The 22,353-nt window shown below is 66.0% G+C and carries 19 protein-coding genes; 7 read left to right on the top strand and 12 right to left on the bottom strand.

Annotated features, from left to right (window positions below):
* Positions 1 to 262: 262 nt before the first annotated feature.
* From Q8P46_09335 to Q8P46_09325, 3 genes are all read right to left on the bottom strand, one after another.
* Entirely contained in the window at positions 263 to 556 is a 294-nt protein-coding gene (locus Q8P46_09335) for a hypothetical protein (GenBank protein MDP2620364.1), read from the bottom strand.
* A 539-nt stretch (positions 557 to 1,095) separates the two neighbouring features.
* On the bottom strand, positions 1,096 to 2,316 hold the full coding sequence (locus Q8P46_09330) for an MFS transporter (protein MDP2620363.1): 1,221 nt from the start codon (positions 2,314 to 2,316) through the stop codon (positions 1,096 to 1,098).
* Between the two features lie 314 nt (positions 2,317 to 2,630).
* The gene (locus Q8P46_09325; protein MDP2620362.1) at positions 2,631 to 3,686 is read right to left on the bottom strand and encodes a cell wall hydrolase; all 1,056 of its coding nucleotides are present in this window, start codon (positions 3,684 to 3,686) and stop codon (positions 2,631 to 2,633) included.
* A gap of 370 nt (positions 3,687 to 4,056) precedes the next feature.
* On the opposite strand from Q8P46_09325, the gene Q8P46_09320 reads away from it, so the two are divergent.
* Positions 4,057 to 4,674 (top strand): hypothetical protein, encoded by a 618-nt coding sequence (locus Q8P46_09320; protein ID MDP2620361.1) that lies wholly within the window; start codon positions 4,057 to 4,059, stop codon positions 4,672 to 4,674.
* 191 nt (positions 4,675 to 4,865) lie between these two features.
* Entirely contained in the window at positions 4,866 to 5,522 is a 657-nt protein-coding gene (locus Q8P46_09315) for a hypothetical protein (GenBank protein ID MDP2620360.1), read from the top strand.
* A gap of 37 nt (positions 5,523 to 5,559) precedes the next feature.
* On the opposite strand, the gene ppdK is transcribed toward Q8P46_09315, so the two are convergent.
* Together ppdK and glyS are read right to left on the bottom strand one after the other, a co-directional pair.
* The gene (gene ppdK, locus Q8P46_09310; GenBank protein MDP2620359.1) at positions 5,560 to 8,250 is read right to left on the bottom strand and encodes a pyruvate, phosphate dikinase; all 2,691 of its coding nucleotides are present in this window, start codon (positions 8,248 to 8,250) and stop codon (positions 5,560 to 5,562) included.
* 131 nt (positions 8,251 to 8,381) lie between these two features.
* Positions 8,382 to 10,694 carry a glycine--tRNA ligase subunit beta gene (glyS, locus tag Q8P46_09305; GenBank protein MDP2620358.1) on the bottom strand — a complete coding sequence of 771 codons (2,313 nt, stop codon included), beginning with the start codon at positions 10,692 to 10,694 and terminating at the stop codon, positions 8,382 to 8,384.
* A 228-nt stretch (positions 10,695 to 10,922) separates the two neighbouring features.
* Here glyS and Q8P46_09300 point away from each other — a divergent pair, with 228 nt between their 5' ends.
* Entirely contained in the window at positions 10,923 to 11,600 is a 678-nt protein-coding gene (locus Q8P46_09300) for a porin family protein (GenBank protein ID MDP2620357.1), read from the top strand.
* Between the two features lie 6 nt (positions 11,601 to 11,606).
* Here Q8P46_09300 and Q8P46_09295 read toward each other — a convergent pair whose 3' ends face one another.
* Complete coding sequence (locus Q8P46_09295; protein MDP2620356.1) at positions 11,607 to 12,539, bottom strand: glycine--tRNA ligase subunit alpha; 933 nt, start codon at positions 12,537 to 12,539, stop codon at positions 11,607 to 11,609.
* Between the two features lie 173 nt (positions 12,540 to 12,712).
* On the opposite strand from Q8P46_09295, the gene Q8P46_09290 reads away from it, so the two are divergent.
* The gene (locus Q8P46_09290) at positions 12,713 to 13,030 is read left to right on the top strand and encodes a hypothetical protein (GenBank protein ID MDP2620355.1); all 318 of its coding nucleotides are present in this window, start codon (positions 12,713 to 12,715) and stop codon (positions 13,028 to 13,030) included.
* 170 nt (positions 13,031 to 13,200) lie between these two features.
* Complete coding sequence (locus Q8P46_09285; GenBank protein MDP2620354.1) at positions 13,201 to 13,713, top strand: hypothetical protein; 513 nt, start codon at positions 13,201 to 13,203, stop codon at positions 13,711 to 13,713.
* Positions 13,714 to 13,990: 277 nt separating this feature from the next.
* On the opposite strand, the gene Q8P46_09280 is transcribed toward Q8P46_09285, so the two are convergent.
* From Q8P46_09280 to Q8P46_09270, 3 genes are read right to left on the bottom strand one after another with little or no spacing between them, the layout of a single operon-like run.
* The gene (locus tag Q8P46_09280) at positions 13,991 to 14,899 is read right to left on the bottom strand and encodes a S49 family peptidase (GenBank protein ID MDP2620353.1); all 909 of its coding nucleotides are present in this window, start codon (positions 14,897 to 14,899) and stop codon (positions 13,991 to 13,993) included.
* Positions 14,896 to 15,738: a methyltransferase gene (locus tag Q8P46_09275; GenBank protein ID MDP2620352.1), complete on the bottom strand. Its 843-nt coding sequence runs from the start codon at positions 15,736 to 15,738 to the stop codon at positions 14,896 to 14,898. The genes Q8P46_09280 and Q8P46_09275 overlap by 4 nt, the downstream gene beginning before the upstream one ends.
* Positions 15,731 to 15,946, bottom strand: coding sequence for a DUF2007 domain-containing protein (locus Q8P46_09270; protein MDP2620351.1), 216 nt, complete (start codon positions 15,944 to 15,946; stop codon positions 15,731 to 15,733). Before Q8P46_09270 ends, Q8P46_09275 begins: the two co-directional genes overlap by 8 nt.
* A 136-nt stretch (positions 15,947 to 16,082) precedes the next feature.
* On the opposite strand from Q8P46_09270, the gene Q8P46_09265 reads away from it, so the two are divergent.
* Positions 16,083 to 17,099 (top strand): polyprenyl synthetase family protein, encoded by a 1,017-nt coding sequence (locus tag Q8P46_09265; GenBank protein MDP2620350.1) that lies wholly within the window; start codon positions 16,083 to 16,085, stop codon positions 17,097 to 17,099.
* 127 nt (positions 17,100 to 17,226) lie between these two features.
* Here Q8P46_09265 and Q8P46_09260 read toward each other — a convergent pair whose 3' ends face one another.
* From Q8P46_09260 to Q8P46_09250, 3 genes are all read right to left on the bottom strand, one after another.
* Positions 17,227 to 18,111: a 4-(cytidine 5'-diphospho)-2-C-methyl-D-erythritol kinase gene (locus Q8P46_09260; protein ID MDP2620349.1), complete on the bottom strand. Its 885-nt coding sequence runs from the start codon at positions 18,109 to 18,111 to the stop codon at positions 17,227 to 17,229.
* A gap of 10 nt (positions 18,112 to 18,121) precedes the next feature.
* Positions 18,122 to 20,209 carry a tetratricopeptide repeat protein gene (locus tag Q8P46_09255; GenBank protein MDP2620348.1) on the bottom strand — a complete coding sequence of 696 codons (2,088 nt, stop codon included), beginning with the start codon at positions 20,207 to 20,209 and terminating at the stop codon, positions 18,122 to 18,124.
* A gap of 105 nt (positions 20,210 to 20,314) precedes the next feature.
* The gene (locus Q8P46_09250) at positions 20,315 to 21,982 is read right to left on the bottom strand and encodes an electron transfer flavoprotein-ubiquinone oxidoreductase (GenBank protein ID MDP2620347.1); all 1,668 of its coding nucleotides are present in this window, start codon (positions 21,980 to 21,982) and stop codon (positions 20,315 to 20,317) included.
* Positions 21,983 to 22,122: 140 nt separating this feature from the next.
* Here Q8P46_09250 and Q8P46_09245 point away from each other — a divergent pair, with 140 nt between their 5' ends.
* The gene (locus Q8P46_09245; protein MDP2620346.1) at positions 22,123 to 22,353 is read left to right on the top strand and encodes a hypothetical protein; all 231 of its coding nucleotides are present in this window, start codon (positions 22,123 to 22,125) and stop codon (positions 22,351 to 22,353) included.

Genomic DNA, 22,353 nt, shown 5'->3' with positions numbered 1-22,353 from the left:
ATCATCATGAACCGCCTCGATGTCCGGTTGCCGGGACGCGGCGGCATTCACTGTTCGAAAGCAGACCAGTTGCCGCTCCGGGAATTCCGATCACATTCGCGGGGCCCGGCCGGCCGCCTGCCACCGTTCGCGGATCGGCGACAGGACCATCGCCGCGAACACGCGGAGGCTGCCGGCGCCGACGGGCCGGGGCGGGCACGCGCTCGGCGGGCGGTGTCCCGGCTAGAGCACCGCCAACGCTTTCGGCCGACCGGCTACCCCGTCAGAAGTCGACCTTTTTCTCGTCCCACGGCCCGTTCGTCAGATCCGGCAGGACGGTCCGCACGTAAGCAGTCGCCTCGGGCGAGGCGCCATAAACCCGGGGGTGTTCGCCCGGCTCTCCATCCATGACCACGATATCGTACGTGAGCTGATCGGCCGGCAGCCTCGTCCTCAGGGCCGAGGTCGCCCGCGCCGCATCCCAGGGCGCGTGGAACGTGCCCCTTCGGCCTTTGACGACGAGGATTGGGTTTCCGTCGGTCCGCTCGACGAGCATGGTGGACAATGTGAGGGTCATGATCGTTACCTCGTGCGCTCATGAAGAATGCCGCCGAGCGCCGGCACGGGCGGTGCCGCACGCTTGCTTGGCGGGTCGCGCTTGGGCGTTTTCGGCAAAAACGGGCGCGCGGGACTTAAGAGAACTTCCGCTTCCCTCCCGAGCAGGGTGCCGGGCGGCGCGGCAGCATCGCCGCTTTCCGTCGTCGGGGAAGAAAATCAGCATGAATTCGTTAGACGGTTCGCTGCCTCATCAAGCTTCAGGCGCGCCCGTGCCGATCTGCAGTGCTGCGTGAACCCCGTCTGCGTTTCGGACCGGGAGAGTCCTGAAACGATCCCATCTTTTCAGGGATGGATTAACGATCCATTAACCGTTGGCCGCATGCGGTCCGTCGCCTGGAACCGTTCGAGGCGATTCGAACGGCCGCGGACTATTTCTTCGGCCTTCGTCTTCCGGCGGCCCTGAGTTCCGCTTCCAGCCGCTCGTTCCAATCGTGGCGCCCGAACTCGGCCCGGGCGACCCCTTGGCAAACCGGGCCCGCCGACGACGGAAAAGTCGCGCTAAGCCACCTCGCCGGCCAGCCGTTCGACCGGCTGCTCGCGGATCGGCCAGTGGACGATGGCCGCGAAGATGCCCAGCGCCACGCCGAGCCACCAGACCACCTCATAGGACTGGTACTGGTCGTAGAGCCGGCCGCCGAGCCAGACGCCCAGGAAGGCGCCGACCTGGTGGGAGAAAAAGACGAAGCCGAACAGCGTCGCCATGTACCGCGGGCCGAACATGATCGCCACCAGGCCCGAGGTCGGCGGCACCGTCGACAGCCACAACAGCCCCATGGCGGCGGCGAAAAGGAGCACGCTCGCCGGGCTTGGCGGCAGCAGGATGAACAGCGCGATGGCGACCGCGCGCGAGAAATAGATGAGGCTCAGGAATATGGGCTTCGAATAGCGCCCGCCGATGACGCCGGAGGCGAGCGAGCCGACGATGTTGAACAGGCCGATGATGGCGATGGCCCAGGCGCCGAGCGCCGGGTCGAGCCCGACATCGGTGATGTAGGGCGGCAGGTGGGTGGTGATGAAGGCGATCTGGAAGCCGCAGACGAAAAAGCCTGCGACCAGCAGCACGAAGCTCCTGTAGCCGAACGCCTCGCTCAGCGCCTCGGTGATGGTCTGGTCGCGGCCCATGCCGGCGGCCGGGACCTCCGGCTTGCCCTGCAGCGCAAAGGCCAGGACCGGCACCGCCAGCATCATCGCGCCCATGACCAACAACGCCTGCTGCCAGCCGATCTGTTCGATCAGCCCCTGGCCGAGCGGCGCGAACAGGAACTGGCCGAAGGAGCCGGCAGCCGTGCCGATGCCGAAGGCGATCGAGCGGCGCTCGGGCGACACCGCGCGGCCGAAGGCGGCGAGAACGATGGAAAAGGAGGCGCCCGCCAGGCCGAGCCCGATCAACACCCCGGCGCCGAGATTGAGCCACAGCGGGCTCGGCGCCCAGGCGGTCACGGCAAGGCCCAAGGCATAGACGACGCCGCCCGCCGCCAGCACCCGGGCGGTGCCGTAGCGGTCGGCGATGGCGCCGGCGAGCGGCTGGCCGGCGCCCCACATGATGTTCTGGATGGCGATGGCGAGCGCAAAGATCTCGCGGCTCCAGCCGCGCGCCTCCGTCATCGGGGTCAGAAACAGGCCGAGCGCCGAGCGCGGCCCGAAGGCGATCAGCGAGATGATGCAGCCGGCGATGATGACGACGGCGGCGGTCTGCCAGGGGCGGGCCCTCACGGTCATGCCGGCGCTCCGAATAGCTGTTGCCCCGCCCAAGGCGCCTGGGCCGGGGGGCAGCTACCCATAAAGGCAAAGGCCGGCGGCGAAAATCAAAACTTTATGATGGTTCCCATCGACGCCGGCGATGGCGGCGGGGGCAAGCTCCTCCTCTCCCCTTGCGGGAGAGGGTGCGCGGGCTTGGGGCCGGAGGCCCCTTAGCCGGAGCTGGGTGAGGGGTAGGCGGCGCAACCCGTCCCCCCTCATACGGCTCGGCTCCTCGCGGAGCCTCACCACCTTCTCCCGCCAGGGGAGAAGGGTTTTCGCGCCGGCCGTCGGGATTACGACCAGGAGCGGACGCGGTAGAAGATGTGCTTGCCGATGCGCCTCTGCTCGACCATATCGCCGACCCAGCCCGGGCTGACATAGGTGGCGTGGTAGTGGGTCGCCTCGCCGACGCCCTCGATGCGTTTGCCGTACATCGCCTTCTTGGCGAGCTGGATGGCTTGCGCCCAGGCCGCCTGATGGCGCGGCTGGTCGGAGCGACCGTCGCAGGCGAAGGAGAACTGGCACTTGTTGCGCCGGTCTTCGTTCTGGAACACCACGCCGCAGATAGTGTCGGGATAGAAGGGATGCGCCACCCGGTTCAGCACCACCTGGGCGACGGCGAGCTGTCCCGTCTCCGGCTCGCCGCGGGCCTCGAAATAGACCGCCTTGGCAAGGCACATCAGCTCGCGGCTGCGCTGCTTGGCGAGCGCCACGCTATTCCCCGCCTCCGCTCTTGCCGCCCCCTCGCCGGTGTCGGCAAGCGCGGCGAAGTTCGGCGCCAGCGGGACGCCGTCCGGCCCGGCCGCGTGCTGCCCCGGACCGTGGCGCAGCGCCAGTTCGGCGGCGCCTCGCGCCGGCAGAGACAGCCTGACGAGCCGCCCGGTTCTCGGGTCCATGCGCTTGACGGTCCGCGTGCCGTCGCGCAGCACCCGCCGGTCGCCCTTGTTGGCGCGGTTTACGGCCGGATAGCGGCGCGGCTCGGCCGGCTGCGCCGCAGGCAGCTCGAACGTGCCGGTAAGCGAACCGCCGATGTCCCCGAACCCGCCGTTCGCCGGCGCGCCCTCCACCTCCAGGCTCGCGAACTGGAAGGCGCCGCGCTGCTGCTCGTTCCTGGCCTCGAAGACGTCGCTGCCCGGAAACAGCGAGGCCCGGTAGGTCCGCGGCACGGAGCGAATCAGGCCGTCATGGTCGCCAAGGCGCAGGCCGGCGCGCAGCTCCGCATATTCGGCAAGCCCGGAGACCGTCGCCTGCGTCGACAGGAAAAACGCCAAGATCGCCAGAAGATTGGGTCTTGCCTGGGTCCGCAGACATTTGCGGACGGCATCGATCCCCCGATTTAGACCGCGCACTTTTTTCCGCCCTCGTCGTTACCTGTCCAACTGACCCGGCGAAGGCGGCGAGAATTGGACCGGCTCAAGGTCCTTTCTTGGCGCGCGTGGAAAATCGAAGGCGCGAATTTCCTTCTTCCCCTTCGCGCCCCCAATTAAAGCGGCAAAATCTTTAAATGCGCTTAAACGTCGCGGCGAATTGTCGCCACGCCCGGACACGGCCGATGCGGCGAGCGCCCATCCTCATGCGCCGCAAGCCGCGGCGGCGGCGCGAGATATCGGGACAGAAGATACAAATGCTCTAAGATGGCGGACGCTTCAGGCCATCAAATCCAGCGAGCCATCCCCTGCAATGTTGAGCCAGCCCGGTTTCGGAAACCTGAGACGGAGCTTGCCGAAATGGCTTTGGTCGGCCGTGGTCGTTCTGGTCGGGATGCACATCGCCGCCTCGATCGTTCACTTTCGCATCACGGGACTGCCGTGCCATACGCGCGAATTGTTCGACCTCGAGGAAAACGAAAGCTTCGGACAATATTTCATGACCATGATCCTGCTGTTCGCCGGATTGCTGGTTCTCTACCACGCGCGTCGGCTGCGGGAGCAAGACCGGGCCACCGGAATTCTGTGGCTGATGCTCGGAGTTGGCTTTTGCGTCCTATCCGTCGAGAAGGTCGCCGGCGTTCACCAGATCATCAGCTCCTGGGCGCCCGTTTCCTGGACCGCCCTGGGAGCAACCGTCGCGGTTCTGGTCGGGATCGCCTATGCGCCGTTCCTGCTTCGACTGCCGGCTTCGACTCGCAACCTGTTCATCGCCGCCGGAGCGCTTTATCTGGCAGGATCGATCGGCATCGACTTTGCGGCCAAATGGCTTCCCGGCACGGCGGTTTACGATCCGTGTTTCGACCGCATGGCCTCGCTCGGCATCGGCCTTACAACGGCGATCGAGAACGCAATGGAAATGAGCGGCATGGTCCTGTTCATCAACGCGATGATCAATATAGAGGCCTGAATTCCCATTCTCATTGGGTCAAAGTTCGCGCGGCTTGAGTCGAGCGCGTCGAGACCCATCGGCGGAATCCGGCCGGCGAGGATCTCCATGGATTGAATACCGCCATGGCGGCGCGAGGTAACGGGTTGGAAGGCGTAAATGCTCTATAACAAAAAACCTCGAGCCATCAACCCGGTAAACAGTCCCCGACCATGTTGAGCCGCCTCGGACTTGAACACATCGAACGCCGCCTGCCGATCTGGCTGTGGGCGACGGTGGCCGTTCTGGTCGCCGCCCACATCGTTGCCATGATCATTCACTTTCGCGTCGCGGAACTGTCCTGTCACGTGCGCGAGCTGTTCGACCTGGAGGAGAACGAAAGCTTCGCCGGCCTGTTCACGACGCTGATCCTGATCTTCGCCGGACTGTCGGTCCTCTATCATGCGCGTCAATTGCGCGAGGAGCGCCTCTTCATCCGGTTCCTGTGGCGGCTGCTCGGCATCGGATTTTGCCTGTTGGCGATCGAGAAATTTATCGCCCTTCACCGAAAATTCGGCGCCCTGGTCGATGTTTCCTGGCCGGCCGTGGCGGTAGGCGCCGCGCTCATCGTCGCGATTGCCTATATCCCGTTCCTCGCCCGGTTGCCGGCCAAGACCCGCATCCTGTTTTTGGTCGCCGGCGCGATCTATGTGATCGGCTCGATCGGCATCGACTTTTCGACCGAATGGTTCCCCGAAAGCGGCGCCCACGATGCCTGCGGCGACCCGATCGTCACGCTCGGCTATCGGCTGACGGCGGCGATCGAGGCCGGCCTGGAGATGAGCGGCGTCGTGCTCTTCATCCAGGCGATGCTGAAGCTCAAGACCTGACGTCGGGACGCGGTCGGGCCGGCCGCCCGTCGCATCGTCAATCCGTCGAGGGCTGCTCCTTGCCTTCCCTGGCGCGGATCGCCGCCTGGGCGGCGGCAAGGCGGGCGATCGGCACCCGGTAGGGCGAGCAGGACACGTAGGTGAGCCCCGCGCGGTGGCAGAAGTCGACCGAGGCCGGGTCACCGCCATGCTCGCCGCAGATGCCGAGCTTGATGTCCGGGCGCGCCTTCCTGCCGCGGGCCACGCCGATATTGACCAGCTCGCCGACGCCGCCCTCGTCGATGGAGACGAACGGGTCGGCGGGCAGCAGCCCCTTGGCGACATATTCGGTGAGGAAGCTGCCGGCGTCGTCGCGCGAGATGCCCAGGCAGGTCTGGGTCAGATCGTTGGTGCCGAAGGAGAAGAACTCGGCCGATTCGGCGATCTCCTCGGCGCGCAGGCACGCGCGAGGTAGTTCTATCATCGTGCCGATCGTGTAGTTCGGCTTCACTCCTTTCTCGTCCGCCACCAGGGCGGCGACGGCGCGGATGCGCTCGGCAAGAAAATCGAACTCGGCGCGGGTCGCGATCAGCGGAATCATGATCTCCGGCTCGACCGCGGTCCCGGTCTCCGCGGCGGCGTCGGCGGCGGCCTCGAGGATGGCGCGGGCCTGCATCTCGGTGATCTCCGGATAGGTGATCGCCAGCCGGCAGCCGCGGTGGCCGAGCATGGGATTGAACTCGCTGAGCTCCCTGACCCGGTCCGCGATCAGCTCCGGCTTGACCCCCATGATGGCGCCGACCTCGGCGATCTCCTCCTCGCCGTGGGGCAGGAATTCGTGCAGCGGCGGGTCGAGCAGGCGGATGGTCACCGGCAGGCCGCGCATGATCTTGAACAGCTCGGTGAAGTCGGCGCGCTGCATCGGCAACAGCTTGGCAAGCGCCCGCTCGCGCCCTTCAAGGTTGCTCGCCAGGATCATCTCGCGCACGGCGAGGATGCGCTCCTCGTCGAAGAACATGTGCTCGGTGCGGCAAAGCCCGATGCCTTCGGCGCCGAACTCGCGGGCAGCCTGGGCGTCGGCCGGCGTATCGGCGTTGGCGCGCACGCCGAGGGTGCGGATGTCGTCCGCCCATCCCATCAGCGTGCCGAAATCGCCGGACAGCTCCGGCTGGCGCATCGGCACCTCGCCCTTGAGAATCTGGCCGGTCGAGCCGTCGATGGTAATGACATCGCCCTTCTTGAAGGTCGCGCCGCCGGCCGTCATGGTGCCTGCCTTATAGTCGATGCGAATCGTGCCGGCGCCCGACACGCAGGGCCGGCCCATGCCGCGGGCGACGACGGCGGCATGGCTGGTCATGCCGCCGCGGGTGGTCAGGATGCCGGCGGCCGCATGCATGCCGTGGATATCCTCCGGGCTCGTCTCGACGCGCACCAGGATGACGCTGCGCCCCTGCGCCTTGAGGGTTTCGGCCTCGTCGGGGTCGAAGACGATCTCGCCGACGGCGGCACCGGGAGAGGCGGGAAGGCCGCTGGCGATCACCTCGCGTTCCGCTTCGGGGTCAATCGTCGGGTGCAGGAGCTGGTCGAGCCCCTCCGGCGAGACGCGCGCCACCGCCTCCTCATGCGTGATCAGCCCCTCCTCCGCCATGTCGACGGCGACCCTCAGAGCCGCCTTTGTGGTGCGCTTGCCCGAGCGCGTCTGCAACATCCACAGCTTGCCCTCCTGGACCGTGAACTCCAGGTCCTGCATGTCGCGATAATGGGCCTCGAGCCGCGTGTAGAAGTCGGTGAGCTCGGCGAAGACGCCTGGCATGAGGCTCTCCAGCGACGGCTTGTCGGAGGCCGACGCGATGCGCGATTTCTCGGTGATCTCCTGTGGGGTGCGGATGCCGGCGACCACGTCCTCGCCTTGCGCATTGACCAGGAATTCGCCGAACAGCTCCTTGTCGCCGGTCGACGGGTTGCGGGTGAAGGCGACCCCGGTCGCGGACGTCTCGCCCAGATTGCCGAACACCATGGACTGGACATTGACGGCGGTGCCCCAGCTTTCCGGGATTTTGTGCAGGCGGCGATAGGTGACGGCGCGCTGGTTCATCCACGAAGAAAAGACGGCGCCGATGGCGCCCCAGAGCTGCTCGTTCACATCCTGAGGGAACGGGCGGTCGAGGTCTTCGGCGACGCGCTCCTTGAAGCGGGAAAGGATGTCCTCCCAGTCCTCGGCGGCAAGCTCGGTGTCGAGGGTAAGCCCGCGCTCGTCCTTGTAGCCGCCGAGGATTTCCTCGAAATGGTCGTGCGGCACGCCGAGCACGACATTGGCGTACATCTGGATGAACCGCCGATAGGAATCGTAGGCGAAGCGCTTGTTGCCGGCGCGGGCGGCGAGCGCCTCCACGGTTTCGTCGTTGAGGCCGAGATTGAGGACCGTGTCCATCATCCCCGGCATCGAGGCGCGGCCGCCGGAGCGCACCGAGACCAGAAGCGGGTTGTTCTTGTCGCCGAAGCCGGCGCCGACGGTCGCGGCGACCTTCCGCAGGGCGCTTTCGACCTGGCCCGCAAGGTCGTCCGGATAGCTGCTGCCATTGGCGAAGTAATGGGTGCAGACCTCGGTCGTAATGGTGAAGCCCGGCGGCACCGGCAGTCCGAGATTGGCCATCTCGGCGAGGTTTGCCCCCTTGCCGCCGAGCAGCGCCTTCATGCCGGCCTCACCCTCGGCCGAGCCGTCGCCGAACCAATAGACCCACTTGGTCATGTTTGCCTCTTTTTGCCTGGGCGGCACCAGCGCCGTGCCGTCAACACCTAATGTTTTCGTATCTAGTCGGATTCGGAAACCGATTCCAAGCAGCCATGTGACGCGGCAGAAAGTCCTCCGGCGGGATTTTCTCACCCTTCGATTCTGGAGAAGTCGGCGACCTTGAGCGTCGCCTCGCGCAGGCGGTTGAGCAGGTTGAGCCGGTTCTCGCGCAGCTTGCGGTCCTCGACATTGACGGTGACATGGTCGAAAAAGGCATCGACGGCGGGCCTCAGCTCGGCCAGCGCCTTCATGGCCGTCTCGAAATCCTCGCGCGCCACGTGATCGTCGACATGGCCCTCGGCCGCCTCGATGACGTGGAACAGCACCCGCTCCTCGGGCAGCCCCTGTTTCTCGATCAGCTTGAAGTCCGGCGCGCGGTCATAGGCGCGGCCGTCCTTCTTCTCCTCGATGCGCAAGATGTTGGTGGCGCGCTTGACGCCGGTCATGAGATGGGCGCCGTCGTCGCTGTCGAGGAACCGGCCCAGCGCCTCGACGCGCTTGACGATCATCAACAGATCGTCCTGGCCGCCAAGCGAGAAGACGGCGTCGATCAAATCGTGTCGCGCGCCCTGCTCGCGCAGATGCACCTTCAGCCGGTCGGCGAAGAAGGAGATGAGGTCGATCGCCTTGGCGCGATAGATGGAGATGAAGGCGTCCGCGTTCTTGGGCAAGGAACGGGCATCCTTGATGACCGTCTGCTCGATCTCGCTGACATCCTTATCGGAATATCCGTGCGCGGTGAGGCTTTCCGCGGCGGCGAGCTTTTCGATCACCGAATAGCGCTCCATCGAGCGCACCGCCCGGCCGAAGGGCTTGGCCATCGCGGAAAACAGCCTGATGCGCAAATCGTTGGCGAGGATGATCCGGATCGCCCCCAGCGCCGCGCGGCGCAGCGCGTAAGGGTCCTTGGAGCCGGTCGGCGTCTCGCCGATGGCCCAGAAGCAGGCGAGCATGTCGAGCTTGTCGGCGAGCGCCACGGCGACCGATACCGGATTGCTGGGCACCGCGTCGGTCGGTCCCTGCGGGCGGTAATGCTCTTCGATGGCGCGGGCGACGGCGGCGTTTTCGCCCTGGGCCAGCGCGTAATATTTGCCGATCAGCCCCTGCAGCTCGGGGAACTCGCCGACCATCTCGGTCACCAGATCCGCCTTGCACAGCCTTGCCGCCCTCACCGCCTGTTTGGCGTCGGCGCCGACCTTGGGGGCAAGTTCGCCGGCCAGGCACTCGATGCGCTCGACGCGCTCGTATTGGGTGCCGAGCTTTTCGTGAAAGACGATCTCCTTCAGCTTCTCGACCCGGGCGGCGAGCGGCACCTTCAGATCCTGGTCCCAGAAAAAACGGGCGTCGGCGAGCCTTGCGGCGATGACCCGCTCGTTGCCGGCGACAATCGCCTTGCCGCGGTCCTTGGCCTTGAGATTGGAGACCAGGATGAAGCGGTTGGCGAGCTTGCCGGTGGACGCATGCTTGAGCGAGAAGCACTTCTGGTGGTGCTTCATGGCGGTGGCGAGGACCTCCGGCGGCAGGTCGAGAAACGCCTTGTCGAACGTGCCCATCAGCACCGCCGGCCACTCGACGAGGCCGGCATTCTCGGAAAGCAGCGCTTCGTCCTCGACCAGCGCCAGCCCCTGGGCGAGCGCCAGGTCCTTGGCGTCGTGCAGGATCATGTCCTTGCGCCGCTCCGCATCGAGCACGACGAAGGCCTTTTCGAGCTTGGCCGCATAATCGTCGTAGCGGCGCACGGAAATGGCGCCGGGGGCCATGAAGCGGTGGCCATGGGTGACGTTGCCGCTCTTAAGGCCGTCGACGGAAAAACGGACCACCGCAGTCTCCTCCGTCTCCGGGCCGAAGGTGCAGAGGATCGAATGCAGCGGCCTCACCCAGCGCAGCCACGGCGGACGAATCACCACTGTTTCTGCACCGACTACAACCTTCTTACCCCCTACGACTACGGATTCCGGGCTGGGCGGGCTGCCCCAGCGCATCGATTTCGGCCACGGGAAATTGCCGATCACCTCGGGCATGAACGCGGCGATGACCTTCTCCGCCGCTCGGCCGGGCTTCTTGATCACCGCCAGATAGAAGTCGCCGCGCCTGTCGTCGGTGACGATTTTCGCCTGGTCGATGGATTGGAGGCCCGCCGCCTTGACGAAGCCCTCGGTCGCCTTGTCCGGCGCGCCGACGCGGGGCCCCTTGCGCTCCTCGCGCGTGTCCGGCTGGCGGGCGGGAAGGCCGGTGACGGAAAGCGCCAGCCGGCGCGGCGTGGCGAAGGCGCGGGCGCCCTCGTAGGTCAGTCCCGCATCGACGAGCGCGCCGGTGACCAGCCGCTTCAGATCCTCGCCCGCGCGTTCTTGCATGCGGGCCGGAATCTCTTCCGAAAAAAGTTCAAGCAGGAGGTCGGGCATCGGCAGCCATGGGGATGAACGCGGATGGCCTATCGCGGCGGGGGACCAATGTCCAGTGCGCGGTTGACGGGGACCAGGCGCGGCGCCGTCCGGTTGTCACAATTTGGCAACGCTGCCGCCGAATAACGTCCCGTAAACCATTCGTAAAGCCGGCAACGGCTAGATCGATCTTGACGGCGCGCGATCGGATTGGTCTGTTGTGCAAGCCGGGGGTGCGGGGGCTGAACCATGAAACAATTACTTCTTGCCGCCGTGGTGGCGAGCGCCACAAGCAGCACCGCGCTGGCGGCCGACGCTTCCATGTACGAAGACATCGCCCAGGCCGCCCATGACTGGAGCGGCAGCTATTTCGGGCTCCAGATCGGCGGCGGCTTCGGCGACAGCCGCCACACCGACACGGCCGGCGCGACCACCGGCGACTTCGACATCGACGGCGCCATCGGCGGCTATACCACCGGCTATAACTGGCAGTCGGGCAATCTCGTGTTCGGGCTCGAAGGCGATACCTCGCTCAGCGATCTCGAAGGATCGACCACGGTCGCGTGCCCCGGCGTCTGCTACAGCGAGGTGAACTGGCTGTCCACCTATCGGGTGCGGCTCGGCTGGGCGATGGACCGGTTCCTGCCCTACGTGACCGGCGGCGTCGCCCTCGGCGGCGTAAAGGCGGGACAGGTCACCGGCGGGTTCCGGACCTCGAAGACGCGCGCTGGATGGGCGGCGGGAGGCGGCCTCGAGGTCGCGCTTTCCGACCTGTGGTCGGCCAAGGTCGAGTATCTTCACGCCGATCTCGGCGATGCGACCTATACGGTCGCGATCCCGGTCGAAGCGGACTTTTCCGACATCGACATCGTCCGCGTCGGCGTCAACCGCAAGTTCGACATTTTCGGCTATCTCGGGCTGCGCTGAGCCCGGTCACGCCGCCGCGCCGCCCGCCTCGGTGCGGACCCACGCCTCGCCGCAGGCTTTGGCAAGCTCGCGCACGCGCAAGATATAGCTTTGGCGCTCGGTCACCGAGATGACCCCGCGCGCGTCGAGCAGATTGAAGACGTGGCTCGCCTTGATGCACTGGTCGTAGGCCGGCAGCGCCATTTCATGCTGCGCGTCGGTGTCGCCCGCCTTCAGCAGCGCCCTGCACTCCTTCTCCGCGTCCTGGAAGTGGGCAACCAGGATCTCGGTGTCGGCATGCTCGAAATTGTAGCGGGAATATTCCTGTTCGGCCTGCAGGAAGATGTCGCCGTAAGTGACCTTTTCGGCGCCCTTACCGCCGTTGAAATTGAGGTCGAAGACGCGGTCGACGCCCTGGACATACATGGCAAGCCGCTCCAGGCCGTAGGTCAGCTCGCCGGAAACGGGCGCGCAGTCGCGCCCGCAGACCTGCTGGAAATAGGTGAACTGGGTAACCTCCATGCCGTCGCACCACACCTCCCAGCCGAGCCCCCAGGCGCCCAGAGTCGGGCTTTCCCAATCGTCTTCGACGAAGCGGATGTCATGGTTCTTGGGATCGATGCCGATGGCTTTAAGGCTGTCCAGATAGAGCTCCTGGAAGTCCGGCGGCGACGGCTTGAGGATGACCTGGAATTGGTAATAGTGCTGCAGCCGGTTGGGGTTCTCGCCGTAGCGGCCGTCCTTGGGCCGGCGCGAGGGCTGCACATGGGCCGCGTTCCAGGGCCGCGGGCCCAGCGCGCGCAGGGTCGTCGCCGGGTGGAAGGTGCCGGCCCCGACTTCCATGTCATAGGGCTGTAGCAGTACGCAGCCATAGTCGGCCCAGTATCGCTGCAAGTCCAGGATCAGCCCCTGGAACGAGCGCTGAGGCGCAAGATGGGACGATGTCGGCTGTCGGGGCATATGACCTTTGCTCGCCGCAACCGTCTTGCGGCGCGGCGAAAACTAGGCGAGCGCGAGGAACCGGTCAAGCCGGGTGCACCGGTCGCGCGCTTTTGAACTGCAAAGCCGTATCGCCGCGTTGAAAAAACCGCTAACATGGCCTACGTCATTGGGTGGACCTGGGGATTTGAACCATGAAGAGACTTTTCATTGCCGTCATTGCCGCCGGCGGCGCAATTTTCGGCCCCGGGCAGGCTTCGGCTGCCGGCATCATGGATTCCTTCCGGTTCGAGTTCTACGCCGCCGCGCCGGATCTCCATATCGGTACGGATAACTACGGGCACCCGTCGGATTTCCGCCACCATGGCGACTATTACCTCACGCCGGGCTACGGCGATCCGCAGCTCCACACGTCCTGCCGCGAGACCCGCCTGCAGGGTGAGGACGGCCGCACCATCCGGCGCATCGACTGCTTGGAGCGCGGTGGCACGGCCGGTGTTCCGCTGCGCTAGCGGCCCTTGCGCCGGCCGGCGACCCGCAGCCTCAGGTCCGACAATGGCGAGAGCCGCGCGATAAGCGGCCAAGAACGACATCTCCGGGGGCACAAGCGGAGGTTATCTCCGTTGAGGTGGCATGACGTGTCGCAACGTGTCATGCTGAATCAAAGCTTAAGGAGACAGAGATGAAAACGAACCCCCTACGCCTCCTTCTTGCCGCGCTGTTATCGGTCATGCTCGTGGTGAGCAGCATGGCCGTCCCCGCCAGCGCGCGCAGCGACAGGTGGCAGCCTCGCGGCTGGTCCGGTGGCTCCTCGCATTACGGCATCCCCGATTTCAGGAGCGTCAATCGGTTCAGGAATGTCAATAAACCGTCGCGGTCGTACAGCTATCGTGGGTCGCGCCACTATCAGGCTCCGCGCCGCTATTACGCGCCGCGCCGCCAATACGCGCCGCGTTACTATACGTACCGCAAGCGGCAGCACCACGACGACAGCTTCATCATCGGCCTCGGTCTCGGCTTTCTCGGTGCCGCCATCCTGTCGGCGCCCTATTACGGGGATTCACGTGCCTACCGGGCGACTTCGGGCTTTTGCCACGTGCACCGCTACAAGGTCCGCGGAATGACCTTTCATCGCGACGTGCGCTGCTTCAAGCACCGCAATTGGAACGATCCGAGCATCGATTACGTGCAATAGACCGGACGTATCAGGAACAGGGGCCGGGGCGGTAGCGCCCCGGCCCTTTCAATTTGCGAACAGGGAATTGCCTGGCAGGCTGTTGAAAAGGTGCGAAGGAAGCCGATGTGAGCGTTCCCTCGCCCCTGTGGGGAGAGATGTTTGCGGTGGCTTAATCGCCGTTTTTCAACAGCCTGCTCGAGCATGTTCCGCAAAAGTGGGAACCGGTCTTGCGAAAAGAACATGCTCAATCGAAGGGATAAGAGCGAAATCCGATTCAGTTCGAACGGAATTCGCTCTAGAGACCGTAGCGGCCCCACAGGGCGCGCGCCTCAAGGGTGCTGAGAAGCTCGTCGGCCCAGCCAGCGGATACCGCCAGCGGCGTAGCGTCGGGCGCGGCAAGCTCGGTTGCCCCAAGCCGGCGGCGCAGCCAGCCGCGCTCCGTGGAGATAAGCTTCAACTTCACCTCTTCCCCGAATTTCTCCCGCATCACCGCGCGCATGTCGCCGAGCGCATCGACGAGGCCGAGGTCGACCGCGGTCTGCCCCGACCAGAATTCGCCGTTGAAGAGCATCTCTTCATTGCCCTTCAGCTTCGCCCCGCGGCGCGCGCGGACCATCTCCTTGAAGACCTCGTGAACGTCGGTCTGGATGGCCTTCAGCCGCTTGATGTCGTCCGGCTTTTCCGGTTGAAACGGGTCGAGGGCGAGCTTGTTCTTTCCCGCCGTGTAGACGCGCCGGTCGACGCCGAGCCTCTCGATCGCCTTGTCGAAGCCGAAGCCGGCGGAAAGAACCCCGATCGAGCCGACGATGGAGCTGGGGTCGGCATAGATCTCGTCGCCGGCAAGCGCCAGCATGTAACCGCCCGACGCCGCTACGTCCTCGCAGAAGACATAGACCGGCAGCTCCTTTTCCTCGGCCAGCGCACGAATGCGCTGGTAGATCAGCCGGGACTGCACCGGCGTGCCGCCCGGCGAGTTGACGGCGATGGCCACCGCCTTGGCATGCTTGAGCGAAAAGGCCCTCTGCAACGGCCCGGCCGCACGCGCCAGCGTCAGCCCGGGGCGCAGCGGCGTCGACATGCCGATGACCCCGGTCATTCGCATCACGGCGACCACGGGGGCACGCCTGAACCAGCGCCGCGGCGCGAGCCGGGGCGATTGCTTCTTGGCGGACGCAGCCTCTGGTCGGTTTTCCGCTACCGTCATGGCCGATACTTAGGCGCGGCGGCCGGGGCTGACAACTCCCCATCCCCACCCGATTCTTCGCCGAGCGGCAGGCCGGCGCCGCGGCGCAGCACCGCCTCGGCCTTGTCGGTGAAGCCGCCATTGTCTTCATGCAGCACCAGGCCGGGAAGCAGCCGAGGCGCCGCCCGAGAGCCCCTGATGCCCTGGACGATGATGCGGCTCGCGGCCACGCCGGCGCGCGGATGCAGCGGAAAGACGGTGATCGCTCCGAGGCGGCGCGCGAACAGGGCAAAGACCTCGCCGATGCTTGCCGCCGGCAGGATCAGGCTGACCGTGCCGCCCGGCTTCACCGCCGAGACCAGGATGCGGGCCCAGGCGTCCATCTCGTCCGGACCGTGGAGCTGGGCGCGGGCGCGGGCCCGATTGCCGGGCGCGCGCACGCGCGCCGCGTCATGGAACGGCGGGTTGGCATAGGCGTGATCGAAGCTTGCCGGCGAGAGGCCCGCCTGCCGCAGGGCCTTGCCGGGCGCAGCCACGTCGGCGCGGATCACGCGGATGCGGTCGGCGAAGCCGTTGCGGCGGGCGTTTTCGACCGCGAGCGCCGCGGCCGTCTCGTCGATCTCGATGCCGGTGACCGTGACGCCCGGCACCCGGGCCGCCAGGCAGAGCGCGGCGGCGGCAAAGCCGATGCCGGCCTCGAAGACCCGGTCGGCCGGCTTGGCCGGCACCGCGGCGGCGAGCATCACCGCGTCGATGCCGGCGCGATAGCCGGCCTTCGGCTGCAGCAGCTTGAGCCGCCCGCCGAGGAACCTGTCGTCGGTCACATCCGCGGCACCGCCCGAAAGGCCGGCTTCACTCATCGAGTTCGACCCCGGAAGTCTGCAACAGGCGGCGCGCCCGCGACCACGCCTCGTCGGCCACCAGGACGCGGCGCGGCAAGATGCCGATCGAGCCTTCCATGACGCTCATGTTGCGGTCGAGAACCATCGGCTCGATGCCCGCCTCGCGCAGCAGGTCTTCCACGAAGGACAGGAGAACCGGGTCGTTTGTCCTGATCAGCTCGCGCATTCCGATGGGCTCCCGTGCGGCAGAATGAACCTCCATGCTAGTCAAACTCTCGCCCCTGCGCCAACGTCGCCCCTTGACCGGCCTTCGCCCGGGCACCTAAATGTTGCCGCGACAGTGCCGGTTCCGGGAGGATTTTGTGGGAGTCGTCATATCCCTTGGCAAGAAGGGCCAGCCCAGCGCCAGCCTCGAGCCGCTCGTACAGCTTGTGAGCGCGGACATGTCGCGGGTCAACGCGCTCATCCTCAAGCGCACCGGTTCCGACGTAAAACTCATTCCCGAGCTTGCCGGCCATCTAATCTCCTCCGGCGGCAAGCGCATCCGGCCGATGCTGACCATCGCCACCGCGCAGATGTTCGGTTATCGGGGCGAGGCCCATGTGACGCTCGCCGCCAGCGTCGAATTCATGCACACGGCAACGCTGTTGCACGACGACGTGGTCGATGAAAGCAGCATGCGCCGCGGCAAGGCCGCCGCCCGCCTCGTCTGGGGCAACGAGGCAAGCGTGCTGGTCGGCGACTTCCTGCTCGGCCAGGCCTTCAAGATGATGGTCGAGGTCGGCTCGCTTGCCGCGCTCGCCGTTCTGTCGAACGCGGCCGCGGTCATCGCCGAGGGCGAGGTGTGGCAGCTCGCGGCGGCCAAGAACGTGTCCACGACCGAGGACGAGTATCTGTCGGTGATCCGCGCCAAGACGGCGGCGCTGTTTGCGGCGGCGACCGAGATCGGCGCCATCGTCGCCGGTCGCGGGCCGGACGAGGAGGCCGCGCTGCGCTCCTTCGGCAGCAATCTCGGCATCGCCTTCCAGCTCATCGATGACGCGCTCGACTATTCGGGCGAGGAAGGCAAACTCGGCAAGGCGCTCGGCGACGATTTTCGCGAGGGCAAGATCACCCTGCCGGTGGTGCTCAGCTACCGGCGCGGCAACGAAACCGAGCGCGCCTTCTGGCGCCGCACCCTGCAGGAGGGCGCGCTCAAGAACGGCGATCTGGAACAGGCCATCGCCATCATGCGCCGCCACGGAGCGATCAAGGATACCGTCGAGCGGGCGGGTCACTACGGCGCCATGGCGCGCGACGCGCTGGCGATCTTCCCGGAAAGCGCGCACAAGGCGGCGCTGCTCGAATCGGTCGATTTCTGCATCAGCCGCGTGAGCTAGAGCGGTTCCGCAAGAGTGGGAACCGGTTTTGCGAAAAGAACACGCTCAATCAAAGGGATAAGAGCGCAAAGGGATAAGAGCGAAATCCGATTCGGTTCGAACGGTATTCGTTCTAGGGGCGGGACCGTCACGCGGCGCGGGTCGCCGCGACCCACCAATCGGAATGGCGCGCTTTCATCTCGCCGGCCGCGCGCGAGGCGTCGGCGGCGGTGGCGAAGATGCCGAAGACGGTCGGCCCCGAGCCCGACATGCGCGCCATCAGGCAACCGGGCCGGGCGGCGAGCTCCCGCACAATCGCCGCGATTTCCGGCACGCGGGCGCAGGCCGTGGCCTGCAGATCGTTGCGCAGCGACCCCAGAAAGGCGGCAAGATCGGCAACGTCCTTGAACCTGCGCGGAACCTCCCCGATGCCGCCGCCCTCGCGGTCCGGCAGGGCGGCGAATATGTCCGCCGTTGAAAGTCTCCCGCCGGGGTTGACGAGGACGAGGTCGAATCGCGGCAGGCCGGCAAGCGGAGCGATATCCTCGCCGACGCCGCCGGCCCGCAAGGAGCGAGAATAAAGGCACATCGGAACGTCCGCGCCGAGACGGGCGCCAATTCGGGCAAGCCCGGCAATGCCCAGATCGCAGCCCCACATTCGGTCCAACAAGCGCAGGGCGGCGGCGGCGTCCGCCGAGCCGCCGCCGATGCCGGCCTCGACGGCAAGGTTTTTCGTCAGCGCCAGGTGAGCGCCGCCGCTGGTCCGTTTCTCGGCCTGAAGCATGCGCGCCGCACGCAGAACGAGATTGGCCTCGCCCGCCGGCGCCGCCGAAGCGAACGGCCCGTCCAATTCCAGCATCAGGGCCGGCGCCGGGCGCGCCGCCAGCCCGTCCGCGATCTCGGCAAAGACCACGACCGTGTCGATGCGGTGATAGCCGTCGCTGCGGCGGGCGAGGACGTGCAATGCGAGGTTCAGCTTCGCCCGCGCGCGTTCTGTCAGAGGCTCGTCCACGTCGTCGGCAGATTTGCCCAACGGCAATCGCTCATTCCGCTTCCGGGATGGTAAGGACCTGGCCGGGAAAGATGGCGTTCCGGTGGCGGATCACGCCGCGGTTGGCGTCGAAAATGCGCCCATATTTCGCGCCGCCCCCATAATAGTTCTTGGCGATCGACCACAGCGTCTCGCCCCGCACGACGGTGTGTTGCCGCACCATCGGTTCGGATTCGGCGGCAGCGGGCGGCGGAGCGACCTGCGCTTCGGGCTGTGGCTCGAGCGGCGGCGTTGCCTGCTGATCCGGACTCATCTGCGCCATGTCTTCCGCCGGCTCGGGCTCGGGCTCTGCCGCCTGCGGCTTCGTCGCCGGCGTCGCGGCGGCATCGTTCAAGCGATCGCCGCCCGCCTCCGCCACCACGAGGTCATTTTCCTGCGGCGGCAGGCCCTTCTTCAATTTCTCCTCGATCTTGATCAGATCGTCCGGCTCCGGCTTCATGTCGCGCGCATGGCTCCATTGAAACCGCGCCTCGAGCAGGCGGCCGGTGCGCCAATAGGCGTCGCCGAGATGGTCGTTGATCACCGGGTCTTCCGGCTTCAGCTCGATGGCCCGCTCCAGCTCCCGCACCGCCTCCTGGAACTCGCCGAGGCGATAATGGGCCCAGCCGAGGCTGTCGACGATATAGCCGTCCTCCGACCTGAGCTCGACCGCCTTGCGGATCATTTGCATGGCCTGCCGCAGGTTGCGGCCCTGGTCCACCCACGAATAGCCGAGATAGTTCAAGACGAAGGGCTGCTCCGGCGTCAGCTCGAGCGCGTGCTTGAAATCGATCTCGGCCTTGGGCCACCTCTTGGTGCGCTCGTAGGAGATGCCGCGATAGTAGAGCAGCGACCAGTCCTTTTCGCCGATCGGGTGCAGCAGATCGATCGCTTTGGTGTACATCTCGGCGGCCTCGGCGAACTGCTCGTGGCCGCGCAGAATGTCGCCCAGCGCGCGGATCGCGCTGACGTCGTCGGGCTCGGTCTTGATCAGATCGTCAAGAACCGCCTTCGCCTCCTCCACCTGCCCCAGCGCGTCGAGATTGTGCGCGCGCTGGATCTGGGCGGAGCGGTGAAGCGGCGAGGATGTCGGCACACGGGCATAGGTTTCCGCCGCCATTTCATAGCTTTTCTGCCGCTCGTAGACGTCGGCGAGCGTCAGCAGGGCCATCACCGCGTCCGGGTTCAGATGCAGCGCCAATTGCAGATAGGCGGCGGCATGATCCTCGCCGCCCTCGCGGGCGAGCAGCGCGCCGATTTCATAAAGCGACTCGGCACCGCCCGCCGCGGTATCGCCGGCGATGGGACTTGGCATGCGGCCCGACTCGATCTCCGAGCGAAGGGCGGTGACGTTCGGGTGGTCCTTGGATAGCTTATCGTAGGCGGCAAGCACCTTGAGCGCCTCGTCCAACTTGCCGGTGCGGGCGAGGAAGCGGGCGTAGGACTCAGTAATGCGCAGTACCGAGCCATCGAGACGGTAGACCTCGGCATAGAAGGCGCCGGCCGCTATCTCGTCGCCGGATATTTCGGACATCAGCGCCGCGTTGAAGGCGCGATAGATGTTCAGCCACTCGCCGCCTTCGAGCCCCTTCAAGGTCCTCAGCGCCGCCTTGAGATCGCCGCCTCCCTGATGGGCCCAGCTGGTCATCAAGGTGGTCGTCAGCTCGGCGATCGGGCCTTTGCCTCCATCATCTTCAAAATGCCGGCGCGCGGTCGCATATTGGCGCGCGCGAAGGGCGGCGACGCCGAGCGTCAGGTGGGCAAGGTGATGCTCCGTGTCGACCTTGATCAGCCGCGCGGCGAGTTCCGCCGCGGTCTTCATATTGGCGGTAGTCAGCTCCAGCACGAAGGCGCGCTCAAGGATCGATACATTCTCGGGGTCCCGGCGCATGGCCTCGCGGAAAAACTCGGCCGCGGCCTCATTATCGTGCCTCTTGTGCGCGAAGTTTCCGGCGAGATAGTCGCCATACAGATTAAAATGGTCGTCCCGTTCCGCCGCAACCGGCGAGAACGGCGTCGCCAGCGCCAGGCAGGCGGCAACGACAAAGCCCGCCGCTCCGCCGGCGCGGATGCGAGGCGCGCGAAAGGAACCTTCGTACAAGAACCGATCCTTCCTTGAGCAGTGTTGAGACTCAGAATGGCGGTTTTGTGCTTCGCCTGCAAGGATCGAGTGCGCCGGCAATGACCGATCTGTGAATTCAGGCGATTACATGTTCGGGTAATTGGGTCCGCCGCCGCCCTCGGGAGCCGTCCAGACGATGTTCTGGTTCGGATCCTTGATGTCGCAGGTCTTGCAGTGAACGCAGTTCTGGGCATTGATCTGGAACCGCGGTTCGCCGACTTCCTCGATCCATTCATAGACGCCGGCGGGGCAATAGCGCTCCGAGGGGCCGGCGAAGACATCGTGCTCGCTTTGTCGCTGCAGCGTCAGGTCGGCAACCTTGAGATGGACCGGCTGGTCCTCCTCGTGGTTGGTGTTCGACAGATAGACCGAGGACAGGCGGTCGAAGGTCAGCTTCCCGTCGGGGCGCGGATAGTCGATCGGCTTGAACTCCTTGGCCGGTTTCAGACAGGCATGGTCCGGCTTGCCGTGCTTCAGCGTGCCGAACGGGCTGATGCCCAGAACGTTGCACCACATGTCGAAACCGCCAAGGGCGATGCCGGCGAGCGTGCCGTATCTGGACCACAGCGGCTTGGCGTTGCGCACCTTTTTCAGGTCCCGGCCGATGGCGCTCGTCCGCCAGACGGAATCGTAGCCTGAAAGCTCGTCATGGGCGCGGCCGGCCTGCAGCGCCGCGAAGGTGTCCTCGGCGGCGAATATTCCCGACAGCATGGCGTTGTGACTGCCCTTGATGCGCGGCACGTTCATGAAGCCGGCCGAACAGCCGATCAGCGCGCCGCCGGGAAAGCACAGCTTGGGCACCGACTGCCAGCCGCCCTCGGAGATGGCCCGCGCCCCGTAGGCGATGCGCTTGCCGCCTTCGAAGGTGTCGCGGACCGCCGGATGGGTCTTGAAGCGCTGAAACTCATCGAATGGGGAGATGTAGGGGTTCGCGTAGCTCAAGTGCAGCACGAAGCCGACCGAGACCAGATTGTCGTCGAAATGATAGACAAACGAGCCGCCGCCGGTGCGGTTGTCGAGCGGCCAGCCGAAACTGTGCTGCACGAGGCCCGGCTTGTGTCTGGCCGGGTCGATTTCCCACAGCTCCTTCAGCCCGATGCCGTATTTCTGCGGCTCGCGGCCCCGGTCGAGGCCGAATTGGGCGATCAGCTCGCTGGCGAGCGAGCCGCGCGCGCCCTCGCCGATGAGCAGATACTTGCTGTGCAACTCCATGCCGCGCATGAAACCGTCCTTGGGCTTGCCGTCGCGGTCTAGCCCCATGTCGCCGGTGGCGACCCCCACCGCCGCGCCCGCGGTGTTGCGGAGGATCTCGGTGGCGGCGAAACCGGGATAGATCTCGACCCCCATCTCTTCCGCCTTGGCGGCGAGCCAGCGCGTCAGGTTGCCGAGGCTGATCACATAGCAGCCGTGATTGTTGAGGAACGGCGGCATGGTGAAATTGGGCAGCCGCAGGCTGCCGGATTGGGTGAGATAGTAGAAGCGGTCCTGGCTGACCGGGGTGGTGAGCGGCGCACCTTGCTCCTTCCAGTCGGGCATCAGCCGGTTGAGCCCGATCGGATCGATGACCGCGCCCGACAGGATATGGGCGCCGACCTCCGAGCCTTTCTCCAGCACGGTGACGGAAACGTCGCTACCGGCTTCCGCGGCAAGCTGCTTGAGCCGGATGGCGGCCGACAGGCCCGCCGGGCCGGCGCCGACGATGACGACGTCGAACTCCATCGATTCGCGCTCGGGCAGGTGTTCGGCATGCATGCTCTCGTCGGCCATGATCGATCCTCGCCTCGGTCGACTGCCGCGAAATGGGGCACCAGACCCACGTGTTTTAGAAGACTTCCGGCCAGCGCGCCAAGTGTCTAGAGCGGTTCATGGTTAGAGGGAACCATTTGACCGGGATGATTTTGCGCCGTGGCCAGGCGCGGCTCGCCGGGCGATGCGGTGCATCGGCCAACAGCCGCAACACCGCCACGGCGCAAAAGAACCCGGCCTTCGGTGGGCCAAATCGGCCCACCGGGTTCCTTGCCGCGCTCGCCCGATATCCCGTATCGCGCGTCGCGGCCCACGCCTGCCCGGATGAACCGATTTGGCCCATCGAATCGATCCCCTATAACCATGAACCGCTCTAG

Source organism: Hyphomicrobiales bacterium, from assembly GCA_030688605.1.
Lineage (GTDB): Bacteria > Pseudomonadota > Alphaproteobacteria > Rhizobiales > NORP267 > JAUYJB01.
Note: the sequence above shows the minus strand (reverse complement) of the source record. Positions and strands in the feature narration are given on the sequence as shown.